Annotated in this window: 13 protein-coding genes and 1 tRNA gene; 7 read left to right on the top strand and 7 right to left on the bottom strand. The window is 73.6% G+C overall.

What is annotated here, in order from left to right:
- Positions 1-205: 205 nt before the first annotated feature.
- From D5H75_RS17765 to D5H75_RS17760, 3 genes are all read right to left on the bottom strand, one after another.
- Positions 206-751, bottom strand: a complete 546-nt coding sequence (locus D5H75_RS17765) for a cytochrome b family protein (RefSeq protein ID WP_147425197.1) — start codon at positions 749-751, stop codon at positions 206-208.
- Positions 752-853: 102 nt separating this feature from the next.
- On the bottom strand, positions 854-1009 hold the full coding sequence (locus D5H75_RS41645; protein WP_202638246.1) for a hypothetical protein: 156 nt from the start codon (positions 1007-1009) through the stop codon (positions 854-856).
- Positions 1010-1809: 800 nt separating this feature from the next.
- On the bottom strand, positions 1810-2691 hold the full coding sequence (locus D5H75_RS17760; protein WP_119927555.1) for an NAD(P)-dependent oxidoreductase: 882 nt from the start codon (positions 2689-2691) through the stop codon (positions 1810-1812).
- Between the two features lie 49 nt (positions 2692-2740).
- Here D5H75_RS17760 and D5H75_RS17755 point away from each other — a divergent pair, with 49 nt between their 5' ends.
- Positions 2741-3148: a MerR family transcriptional regulator gene (locus tag D5H75_RS17755; protein WP_119927554.1), complete on the top strand. Its 408-nt coding sequence runs from the start codon at positions 2741-2743 to the stop codon at positions 3146-3148.
- A gap of 281 nt (positions 3149-3429) precedes the next feature.
- Here D5H75_RS17755 and D5H75_RS17750 read toward each other — a convergent pair whose 3' ends face one another.
- Together D5H75_RS17750 and D5H75_RS17745 are read right to left on the bottom strand one after the other, a co-directional pair.
- Complete coding sequence (locus D5H75_RS17750) at positions 3430-3819, bottom strand: VOC family protein (RefSeq protein WP_242454312.1); 390 nt, start codon at positions 3817-3819, stop codon at positions 3430-3432.
- A gap of 178 nt (positions 3820-3997) precedes the next feature.
- Positions 3998-5437: a hypothetical protein gene (locus tag D5H75_RS17745; protein ID WP_119927552.1), complete on the bottom strand. Its 1440-nt coding sequence runs from the start codon at positions 5435-5437 to the stop codon at positions 3998-4000.
- Between the two features lie 217 nt (positions 5438-5654).
- On the opposite strand from D5H75_RS17745, the gene D5H75_RS17740 reads away from it, so the two are divergent.
- From D5H75_RS17740 to D5H75_RS17725, 4 genes are all read left to right on the top strand, one after another.
- Positions 5655-6434 carry an NUDIX domain-containing protein gene (locus D5H75_RS17740; protein WP_242454311.1) on the top strand — a complete coding sequence of 260 codons (780 nt, stop codon included), beginning with the start codon at positions 5655-5657 and terminating at the stop codon, positions 6432-6434.
- The gene (locus D5H75_RS17735) at positions 6431-7459 is read left to right on the top strand and encodes a permease (protein WP_242454310.1); all 1029 of its coding nucleotides are present in this window, start codon (positions 6431-6433) and stop codon (positions 7457-7459) included. Before D5H75_RS17740 ends, D5H75_RS17735 begins: the two co-directional genes overlap by 4 nt.
- A complete protein-coding gene (locus D5H75_RS17730) occupies positions 7444-8118 on the top strand; it encodes a TIGR03943 family putative permease subunit (protein WP_119927550.1) in 675 nt (224 codons plus the stop codon). The genes D5H75_RS17735 and D5H75_RS17730 overlap by 16 nt, the downstream gene beginning before the upstream one ends.
- A 467-nt stretch (positions 8119-8585) precedes the next feature.
- Positions 8586-9479 carry a hypothetical protein gene (locus D5H75_RS17725; protein WP_119927549.1) on the top strand — a complete coding sequence of 298 codons (894 nt, stop codon included), beginning with the start codon at positions 8586-8588 and terminating at the stop codon, positions 9477-9479.
- Positions 9480-9551: 72 nt separating this feature from the next.
- Here D5H75_RS17725 and D5H75_RS17720 read toward each other — a convergent pair whose 3' ends face one another.
- Together D5H75_RS17720 and D5H75_RS17715 are read right to left on the bottom strand one after the other, a co-directional pair.
- Positions 9552-9866: a putative quinol monooxygenase gene (locus tag D5H75_RS17720; protein WP_119927548.1), complete on the bottom strand. Its 315-nt coding sequence runs from the start codon at positions 9864-9866 to the stop codon at positions 9552-9554.
- Positions 9867-9918: 52 nt separating this feature from the next.
- A tRNA-Ser gene (locus D5H75_RS17715) sits at positions 9919-10007 on the bottom strand.
- 77 nt (positions 10008-10084) lie between these two features.
- Here D5H75_RS17715 and D5H75_RS17710 point away from each other — a divergent pair.
- Complete coding sequence (locus D5H75_RS17710; protein ID WP_202638245.1) at positions 10085-10447, top strand: YrdB family protein; 363 nt, start codon at positions 10085-10087, stop codon at positions 10445-10447.
- Entirely contained in the window at positions 10431-10757 is a 327-nt protein-coding gene (locus tag D5H75_RS17705; RefSeq protein ID WP_119927546.1) for a nuclear transport factor 2 family protein, read from the top strand. The genes D5H75_RS17710 and D5H75_RS17705 overlap by 17 nt, the downstream gene beginning before the upstream one ends.
- Positions 10758-10782 lie beyond the last annotated feature (25 nt).

Genomic DNA, 10782 nt, shown 5'->3' with positions numbered 1-10782 from the left:
CCCGGCAAGGGCACCAAGGGCACCCCCAAGCCCTTCTCCACCGGCGCCTACGCCCACACCAACGGGTGACCCCCCGGGGTCACCCCGCACGAACAGCAGCCAAGGCCCCCGCCACCGGAACCACCCGGCGGCGGGGGCCTTGGCATGCGCCTACCCCGACGAGACCGGCCTGCCGCGCCACGAGTCCTTCCCGCACTCAGGCGGCTCAGATGAGAAGGGTCGCCAGGATGATGACGCCGACGGTCGCGGTCGCGAAGGGGAGTGTCCTGGGCTGCTGGGCCGCCTCTCGGCGGGAGGAGACCAGGAGCACGACGCCCATGGCCGCGGTCGCCAGGATGTGCAGGGCGTACCACCAGGGGATGGCGACCGCCGCGAAGGGCGTTCCGCTGAGCACGTCGTCGGCGGAGGCGTAGCCGGAGAGACCGGCGATCGCGCCCAGGGCCAGCACCGTCAGCGCGTATCGGTACCGGCCCAGCAGAGCCCAGACCACCGTCCCCAGTCCGAGCAGAACCAGGGAATCGTGGTGCCACCGCCGGACGAGCAGGCCCCCAGGAACCTCGAAGCCGATCCGCAGCACGGACTCGTACGCCCCGCTCATCGGAACACCGCGCAGCGGCTCATAGGCGCCGTCGTACACCACCTGCCCGCCCGGCCGGTAGTGAAGAGCGAGGAACGCCCCGCTGAGAAGGACGAAGACGAAGCCGCAGAGCAGCACCTCGCCCACCAGTTGCCGCACCCGCTCCAGTCGCATCGCCACATCCCACCACAACCCGCTCACCCCGCGGTTTCCCGGAGGGCCGCGGCCGAGCGGCACGCCCTCGGCGCCGCATCACCGGACTTCAGGGCTCTGTTCTCACTCCGCGATGCCGGCCACTTCGACGTCCTCGGCCTGGCACGCCTCCCGCACCTTCTTCGTGCTCTGCTGGACCGCCTTCATCTCTTCGGCCAGATCGCCCGGGATGTCCCCCAACACCTTCAGCTTCACCCGGACGCGCGTGATGGCGCTCACCGTCCCACCCATCGCCGCGCGGACCTCTCCGCTCGCCTGACCGGCGAGCTGCTCCAGATTCTTCGAGCTGGTCTCGGCGGCGCGGTCGAGGATGGAGTCCGGCAGGAAGCCCTTCCGGACCAGGTCGGCCAGGGGCTTGATCGCGGTGTCGAACCGCCGGCACGCGTCGGCGTCCGCCGATCCCGGCAGGCCCGAGGACTCACCGGCAGGAGAGGCCGCGCCTGCCAGATAGCCTGCCGATATGGCGCCTGCTCGGTTGCGCGCTTCGTCGGCGTCGGGGGTGGTTCGCGGTCGGGTGCTCCGGGTCGTGGGGTCACTGCTGGTCGGCGGCCTCGTCGGTGGCGCGATCGTTTACTGGCTGCCTTTCGGCACCAAGGCGCCGACCGTTGAGCGAGGGACGGTTGTGGGGGCCACTGAAGACGCCACGGCTATCGCGTTCCGGCCCGACGGGCACACCGGGCCGGCCGGAGAGGGCATCGGCGTCGAGATCGGCATGGCCCACTGGATCGATCGCCAGGGGGTTTGGCACGCCGGCAGCCGCCCCGCGTGCGTCCGCCCCGGCACATACGGCCAGCGCGTCGAACTGGCCACGGTCCGGGCGCTTGGGTCCGCTGCTTGTAGACCTTCGCCGCCTTGTGGACCTTCGCCGCCGGCCCTTTCGGCCGCGACGGCCCCCGCCTGCGCGACTCTCGCAATCGGGGGATTCACCCAGGTCGTCTGGCGGGCTCGTACGGCGCGGCCCCGCGCAATGTCCGGGGGCCGCGCAGTACGGGGGAGCCCGGGTGGAGGAACCGGGTGGGTCAGGGGGTGGGGGTGGTGAACTGGGTGATCAGGACGGGGTATTGGTCGCCGCCGTGGCCTGCGGCGATGGCTCGGTCGGCCGTGGCCTTGAGCAGCTTGGGGAGGTCGGTGTTGATGCCCGCGGCCTCGCTCTCCTCGATCAGGTGCTCCATGGCCCTGACGTCGGTCTCCAGGGCGGAGACCTCGGCGGGGTAGGAGTTCCGGTCGATCTGCTCGGCGTATCCGGGGAGCCAGTCGGCCACGCCGGCGGCGAGCTGCCGGGCGAAGGGGGCGTAGGTCACGGCGTCGACTCCGGCGGTCCTGAGGAGGGCGGTGCCCTGGAGCCAGCCGTTCAGGACGCTCCACATCATGACCAGGCCGCCCGCGTCGTACAGGGACGCCAGGCCGTGGTCCTCGCCGAGGTGGGTGACCGTGCCGAGCGCGCCGAGGACCGGTTCGTGCGCCTCGAAGTCCGCCCTCGGCCCGCTGTGCAGGATCACCGCCTCGGCGGTGCCGATGGCCGGGGGGACGGCCATGATCGCGCCGTCCAGGTACCGGGCGCCGCGCAGGTCCGCCCACCGGGCGGCCTCCCGGGCCTGGGCGGAGGTGCCGGAGGTGAGGTTGACCAGCGTGGCGCCGGTCAGGTCGGCGTCGTCCCCGCCGAGGAGTCCGCGCACGGCGTCGTAGTCGGTGAGGCAGATGATCGTCAGTGGGGACGCCTCGACCGCGTCGCCGACGGTCGGCGCCACGCGCGCGCCCTCGGCCACCAGCTCGTCGGCCTTGCCGGCCGTACGGTTCCACACGGTCGTGGAGTGCCCGGCGCGCAGGAACGCGGCGGCGAGCGCCCGGCCCATCAGTCCCAGTCCGATGACGGTCACGGAAGTACGGGTTTCGTTGCTCATGGCAGCATCGTCAACGTTGATACCGGTGTGAAGGTCAAGTGAGGTTGCGATGCGGATCGGGGAACTCAGCCGCCGGACGGGCGTCAACGCCCACCAGCTCCGCTACTACGAGGCCCAGGGCCTGCTGGAGGCGGAACGCGGCGCGAACGGCTACCGCGAGTACGACGAGAGCGCCGTGCTGCGGGTGAAGCAGATCCGCCACCTGCTCGGGGCCGGGCTGTCCTCCGAGGACATCGCCTACCTGCTGCCCTGCGCGGAGGGCGAGGCCCCGGACCTGCTCGGATGCCCCGAGCTGCTCGCCATGATGCGCGCGCGGCTGCGCCGCCTGGACGACCAGATGCGCAGGCTCGCCCAGTCCCGCCACGCGCTCGCCAACTACATCGACGCGACCGAGGCGGCGGGCGTCCAGCACTACCCGCCCCTCCACGGCCCCTACCCGGAGTCCCTCCCCGCCTGACCCACCCGGCCCCGGAGCCGTCCCCACCGGATCGCCCGACCCGGCGTCCCCACCCGGATCGCCCGACCTGGATCGCCCGACCCGGAGTCAAATCCCCGCCTGATGAACCCGGCCCGGAGCGTCCCGGGTTCATCAGCCCTGCCAGGGGGCTCGCGAAGGCACCCGCTGGTCAGGAGCCGGCCGGCCTCGCCCGCGAGGCGTTCACCCACGGCCGGCACGATGAGATGCTCACCGCGGCCGCCCTGGTCGGCGCGAACGGCCGGCACGACCGTTGGTCAGGGTCAGGCCCGCGGAGTGGGGTTCTTCCGTAGGGTGAGGCAGAAGGGGTGGCCCGCCGGGTCGAGGAAGACGCGCCAGCGGTCGCCGCCGGACTGGTGGGCGGGCTTGGTGGCGCCCAGGGCGAGCACGGCCGCCTCGGCCTCGTCGAGGTCGTCCACGTCGAAGTCGGCGTGGAGCTGCTGCGGCGTGTCCTGGCCCGGCCAGGTCGGCGGCCGGTAGCCCTCGACGCGCTGGAACCCGATGAAGAACCCGTCCTCCGCGCGCAGCCCCGCGAACTCCTCCGTGGACCTGGGGTCGAGCGGCAGCCCGGTGGCGTCCCGGTAGAACGCCGCCAGCGCCATCGGGTCCGCGCAGTCCAGCGTGATCGCCGTCAACCGCATCCGCACAGCCACCGAACCCCCTGAATCGCCGGGCCACGAGGATACGCGGAGCGGCCCAGGTCCCCGGCCCCGGTCCCCGGCCCCGGTCCCCGGCCCAGGTCCCCGGCTCCGGCCCCGCCCTGCCACCGGCCCGGTCCCGCCCCGCCACCGGCTCGGCGCCGGCCGGGGACCGTACGGGCCACGCCGTACGTCAGCGGGAGGGGGAGACCCAGGCGTAGAGGTCGCGTTTGCCGGGGAGGCGGTGCTTCTCCCAGTTCGCGGCGTCGGGCGGGGGCGGGGTCCGGCCCTCGGTGAGGACGACGGTGTGGGGGGTCGTGGCGCGGGCGCGGCGGGCGGTGGCCTCGTCCGTGGCGTCGGGGCCCCAGGGGACCATGGCCTGGCACTTCATCGGGTAGGCGAAGGTGACCGCGACATCGCCCCAGACCAGGCAGGGCGGCTTCACGCCGAGCCGGTCCGCCATGTAGCGGGCTCGCGTCGCGGCGGCGTCGTCGCTGGATTCGCGGGTGGCCATGACCCGGTCCATCGTCTGGAGCTGGACCACGAAGTGGGCTCCCACCAGGGCCGTCGCGGCCACCGCGGCCGCCGCGCGGGCCCACACCGCGCGCCGCCGTACCGTGTGGACGAAGGCGGCGGCGGCCGGGATCGCCAGCAGGGCGTACGACGGGGTCAGGAACCGGGAGTTGCCGAAGCTGAAGACGAGGATGTAGGAGGCCGCCAGGGTCAGGGCGGCGGCGATGGCCAGCAGGTGGTCCGAACGGTGGCCGCGGCGGGCCACGGCGACGCCGACGGCGGCCAGGACCGGGAGGAGGAGCCACCACAGCACGGCCGACCAGCGGAAACCGGCGCACAGGGTGGTGGGCATGCAGACCATGTACGGCCCGTCCACGCCCTCCAGGTGCTGGTACAGGTAGAAGCCGATGCTGTCCTGCGTCCCCGCGCCCGACTTGAACCGCCGCACCGGGTCGCCGAAACGGGCGAACGCCTCCACCGCCCACGAGCCCCATCCCACGGCGAGCCCCGCCGACATCGCGATCACGCCCGGCCAGTACCTCTTGACCAGGACGTACAGGCCCACCGGGCCCGCCAGGATGAGCGCGTCCGTCGGCCGCACCAGCGACGCGAGCGCGAGGCCCGCGACGACGCCGTACAGCGGCCGGCGCGAGCCGTACCGCATCGCGAGCAGGAGGCAGCCGAGCGCGCCGGTGAAGGTGAGCGCCACCCACAGGTTGGGCATGACGCGGCTGCCGTACAGCAGGGTCGTCCACAGGGTGGCGAACAGGCCGGCGGCGACCGGGGCGGCCCAGCCCACGAGCCGGATCCAGGGGCGGAACGCCAGGTAGAGCGCGAGCCCCGAGACGAGCGTGAGGTAGATCCGGATGGCCTCGGTGGACGAGGTGATGGCCGCGATCGGGAGCACCACCAGCGACATCCCCCGCGCCCGGGGGGCGGAGAACTCGGTCGCGGGCACGTCCCTGGCGACCTGGCTGGCGTAGATCACCTCATCCCAGCTCAGCACCACCGACTGCGAGGTGGTGAGCACGACGGTCGCGCAGTACGCCAGGGCGACCGCGACGAGCGCCAGGTGGGGTCCGCGGTACGAGGGCGACGAGGGTGAGCCGGAGGGATGCATGACTCGGACCACACTACCGAGGCTCAACGGGCGAAACACCCGAAACCAGCACAAGCGAGCAGGTCAGCCCCCTGGACGCATGATCACCGAAGGGGCCGGGCGGGGTTCCGGGCCCGGGCCGTGCGGCAAGATGACTGGCATGGCGGCGAAGGACGGAGACGGGTGGGCGATCTGTGAGCGAGGACATCGCCACTGGGGGATCCACGGCGCGTCCGGCTTGTTGATCGTTCACCGGAGCGAGGGCGGCGATCCGCACGTCCTGCTCCAGCGCAGATCGTGGTGGAGCCACCACGGGGGGACGTGGGGTCTCCCGGGTGGCGCGCGCGACAGTCACGAGACCGCGGTGCAGACCGCGCTGCGGGAGGCGTTCGAGGAGGCCGGGGTGGACCCCGGCGACATCCGCGTCGAGGGCGTCTACCACGACGACCACGGCGGCTGGGCGTTCGAGACGGTGATCGCGACCGCTCCCGTACGGCTGGACGCCAAGCCGGCCAACTCCGAGAGCTCGGCCCTGGAGTGGATCCCCGTGGGCGAGGCCGCGGGGATGAAGCTGCACCCCGGCTTCGCGGAGACCTGGCCCGCGGTCAGCGGCGCGATCGACCCGGTGCTCCTCGTGCTCGACGCGGCGAACATCGTCGGCTCCCGCGCCGACGGCTGGTGGAAGGACCGCGCCGGGGCGACCGCGCGCCTGCTCGGCCAGGTGTCCGCGCAGCTCGAGTACGGCTTGCGCGGACTGCCCGGCGGGACACTCGAACGGTGGTACCCCCGGGTCACGATGATCGTCGAGGGCGCGGCGAAGGGCGTGCGGCCGGTCGGCGACGTGGAGGTGGTCGCGGCCGAGGGCAGCGGCGACGACACGATCGTGGAGACGGTGCGCGCGGCGAAACCGTGGGAGCGCGTCCTGGTGGTGACCGCGGACCGGGGCCTGCGCGAGCGCTGCGCGGCGCTCGGCGCCGAGGTGATCGGCCCGCGCTGGCTCCTCGACCAGCTCACGTGACGGCGACCCGGCTCCCGCGCGGCCCCGGGGCCGACGCGGAGGATCTGTATCCCCCGGACTCGTGGGGGCGGCGGACGGGGTCCGGGCGGGCCCGGGTCCTGTGGGGCTTCGGGCTGCTCGTGGCCGGGCTGGTCGCGGGGCGCGTCTGGCTGGCGCCGGCGATCGACTGGCCGGCGCTCCAGACCTGGGCCACCGTGTTCGTGGCGATCTGCGTGCAGGCGCTGCCGTTCCTGGTGTTCGGCGTCGCGCTGTCGGCGGCGATCACCGCGTTCGTGCCCGCGTCGTTCTGGGCGCGGGCGCTGCCGAAGAACCCGGCGGCGGCCGTACCGGTGGCGGGAGTCGCGGGCGCGGTGCTGCCCGGGTGCGAGTGCGCGTCGGTGCCGGTCGCGGGCGGGCTGATGGCGCGCGGGGTGGCCCCGGCGGCGGCGCTGACCTTCCTGCTCGCGGCGCCGGCGATCAACCCGATCGTGCTGGTGGCCACGGCGGTGGCGTTCCCGGGGCAGCCGATGATGGTGCTCGCGCGGTTCGCGGCCTCGCTGACGGTCGCCGTGCTGGCCGGGTGGGTCTGGGCGCGGTTCGGGCGGGCGCGCTGGCTGCGCGTGCCGTCGCGGCACGGCGCCGAGACCGGCTGGGAGGCGTTCCGGCAGGCCATGCTGCACGACCTGCTCCACGCGGGCGGGTTCCTGGTCGTCGGCGGGCTCGCGGCGGCGACGCTGAACGTGGTGGTCCCGCGCGCCTGGCTCGACACGGTCGCGGGCGTGCCGTGGCTGGCGGTGCTGGTGCTCGCGCTGCTGGCGGTGATCCTGTCGATCTGCTCGGAGGCGGACGCCTTCGTGGCCGCGTCGCTGGCGTCGTTCTCGCCCACGGCCAAGCTCGCGTTCCTGGTCGTGGGACCGATGGTGGACCTGAAGCTGATCGCCCTCCAGGTGGGCACGTTCGGTCGGGCGTTCGCGCTGCGGTTCGTCCCGCTGACCTTCTGCCTGGCGGTGGCGGTCGCCGTACTGACGGGATGGGCCCTGCTGTGAGCCGTACGTCGCAGAACCTGCTCGTCACCCTGCTCGGCGGGGCCGTGCTGTGGGTGTCGCTGTTCACCACGTCGTACCTGAACTACGTCAAGCCCGGGTTCCGGTGGTTCCTGGTGGCGGCGGGGGTGGTGCTGGTGGTGCTCGGCGTCGTCGGGATCCTGCGCGACAGGGCGGGGCACGCGCCGCGGGTGGCCTGGCTCCTCACCCTCCCGGTCTTCGCCATCCTCCTCATCGCGCCCCCGCCGCTGGGCTCCGACGCGGCCTCCCGGTCGGCCCCGCGCCCCGCGGTGCCGGTGACGGCGTACAAGCCGCTGAACACGGGGCTGACGGCGATGTCCGTCGGGGAGTTCGTGGGCCGGGCCTGGGACGGCAAGGGCTCGCTCACCGGCCGGCAGGTCGCCCTCACCGGCTTCGTCGTCCCGGGCCGCAAGGGCGCCTGGTACGTCGCGCGCATGCAGATGAACTGCTGCGCCGCCGACGCGTTCGCCCTGAAAGTCCTGGTCCGCGGCGTCAAGGCCCCGCCGCGCGACACCTGGGTCGAGGTCACCGGCACCTGGATCCCCCCGAAGACCGGCGGCCTCCCCAAGGGCACCGTCCCCCCGGAACTGGCCGCCACCACCCTCCGCCGCCTCACCAAACCCGACGAGACCTACGAATAGGCCGGGGACGGCCCCAGCCGGAAACCGCCTACCCCGGCCGGAACGCCGGAGCCCCGGCCCGAATCCGGGGCGCCGGGATGCCGGGGGCCCAGGCCGGAATCCGGGGAGCCCGGCCGGAATCCCGGGACCGGGCCGGAATCCCGGGACCCCGGTGGAAAGCGCGAGTAGCCTGCGGGTGAGGGCGCCTGGAACGATCCGGCCCCCGGACGTCGTCGAGGGAGCACCGACCGGGCTGGAGGTGGCCCATGGACCGTTCCGCGCCGGACGAGCCGGCCGCCCCGGGCCGGGAGGACACACCGGGCCGGGAGGACACACCGGACCGGGAGGACACACCGGGCGGGACGGGACCGCCGAGCGGGACGGGACCGCCGCACTGGGATGGCGTCCGCTGGGGTCCCGCGCCTCCCTCTCCCGGAGATCGGCCGACCCGCCGGGCTTACGACGCCTGGGACGCCGGGTTCCCGCCGATGGCGGGACTGCCCGGCGCCCGCTGGTCGCGCCTCGTCCGCAGGGCCGCGGCCCTCGGCCTCGCCCTGGCCACATCGACGGCCGTGGCGCTGCTCACCACCTTGGGAAGCCAGGACTCGATTCGCTTCCCCCGGCCGACCAGGATCCCCACGATCCACCTCTCGGCCGGCTACACGAGCCACCTCTCCTGCACCGGCTCCTGCGAGCGCTGGACCGGCGTCGAGAAGATCGTGGTCACCGTCCCCGCGAAGATCCCCCGCCTCGCCAAGTCCCTCGACGCGCTGCTGGGGGACGACTGGCGGCCCAGCCCGTCCCCGGCCCAGTTCGGCGAGGTCACCACGCTGGCGTACACCCGGCAGGTGAGCCTCTCCCAGCCGCCCACCCCGGCCGGCCTCCCCGTCACCGTCGCCCACCGTGTCCCCGTCCCGCCCGTGGTCGAGGGCCTCCGCTCGCTCGGCGAAACCCGCCTCACGCCCGCCGAAGCCGCCCTGGCGAGAGGGCGGAAGACCGCCGGGACCGGGGACGCCAGGCGCATCCCCTTCTCGGTCCTCCTCATCCCCGGGCCGGGCTCCAAGGTCGTCCTCCGCCATCCCCGCCTCGCCGTGGAGGCCACCACCCCGGCCTCGACCCCCGCCGAGATCTCGGGCGGCCGGGAGGAGCGGGTCATCGACGTGAGCGAGCCCGCGGCGTACGACGACCACGCCGTCTCGCTGGACGTCCGGGCCACCTCGCTCCGCCAGCCCACCGTCGCCGCGATCCTGTCCGTCCGCCACACCGTCTGGCCCTGGCTCGCCCTCCTCGCGATCGCGGGCGTCGTGGTGGCGGCGGTGCGGCGCAGGATCGACGCCCGTCTCGACCGCCTGGCCGCCCGTCCGGACCCCGCCGCACCATGACCCGCGCTGACGCGCCCCTGACGTGCTCCGCTCGGGCCGTACGCCCTGGGACCGGCGCGGGCGCCGGCCGGATCAGGACGGGGGGAGGCCGTGGCCGCCTTGGGGGAGGAGTTCCACGCGTTCGCCGCGGCCCTGGAGGAGGGGGATCAGGTCGTCGATGAGGTCGCGGACGCCGGGGAGGGTGAGGGAGCGTTCGTGCGCCTCGCGGCTGGCCCAGAACTCGGTGATCCAGACGTCCTGGGGCTCGGCCGGGACCAGGTTGACGACGTAGAACTCGCAGCCTTCCGCGTCGGACATGAGGGATGCGGCTTTGAGCAGGATGTCCACCACTTCGTCCCGCTTGCCGGGAAGCGCGGTGAACTTCGCGTGGAGTCCGAACACGGCCATGTGCTCAGCTTATCCGCCCAGGTCAGAGCGGCCCTGGCGGGTCTGGGTCCAGCGGAGGGTGTGGGATTCGAACCCACGAGGACTGTCACCAGCCCTGGCCGCTTTCAAGGCGGCTGCACTCGTCCACTATGCGAACCCTCCAGTGCGAGATCCACGATAGCGGCGTCGCCCCCCTGCTCGCCTCCCGCCGCTGAGAGCCGCCCGGGATCATGCTCTCCATGACTCGGATATCGATTCACGACCTGGTGGCGTTCCTGCTGGAGATCGCCGCGCTGGCCGTGCTGTGCTGGTGGGGCTTCGCCCAGGACGCCGGGGTGGCGGGACGGGTGGCGCTGGGGATCGGGGCCCCGCTGGCCGCCGCCGTCCTGTGGGGCCTGTTCGCCGCGCCCCGAGCCCGTGTGAAGGCGCCGCTCCCCGGGGTCCTCGTGGTGAAGGCGCTCGTGTTCGGGAGCGCCGCGGCGGCGTTGTACGGCCTGGGGCACGGCCTGCTCGGCCTGGCGTTCGCGGTCGTGGCGGCCGTGAACACGGCGATCGTCACCGTGGAGCGGCGGAAGAATGAGCGGCATGAGTCAGCCGGTTGATGTGGTGGAACGGCAGTTGGCGGCGTACAACGCGCACGATCTCGAGGGCTTCGCGGCGACGTACGCCGAGGACGTGCGGATCGAGCGGCGCGACGGGGCCGTGATCGAGGGGCGGGCGGGCCTGCGCGAGGCGTACGAGGACCAGTTCGCGGAGGGGCGCTGCCGTGCGGAGATCGTCGGGCGGCTGACCGAGGGGGACTGGGTGATCGACCACGAGGTCGCGCACGACGTCGCGGAGGAGCCGGTGCGCGTCCTCGTGGCCTACCGCGTGCGCGGCGGGCTGATCGATTTGGTCCGCTTCATGAGCTGACGCCTCCCGGATCCCGTACGGCTCG

Origin of the sequence: Bailinhaonella thermotolerans (assembly GCF_003594875.1) — a bacterium.
In the GTDB taxonomy this organism is placed as follows: Bacteria; Actinomycetota; Actinomycetes; order Streptosporangiales; family Streptosporangiaceae; genus Bailinhaonella; species Bailinhaonella thermotolerans.
Note: the sequence above shows the minus strand (reverse complement) of the source record. Positions and strands in the feature narration are given on the sequence as shown.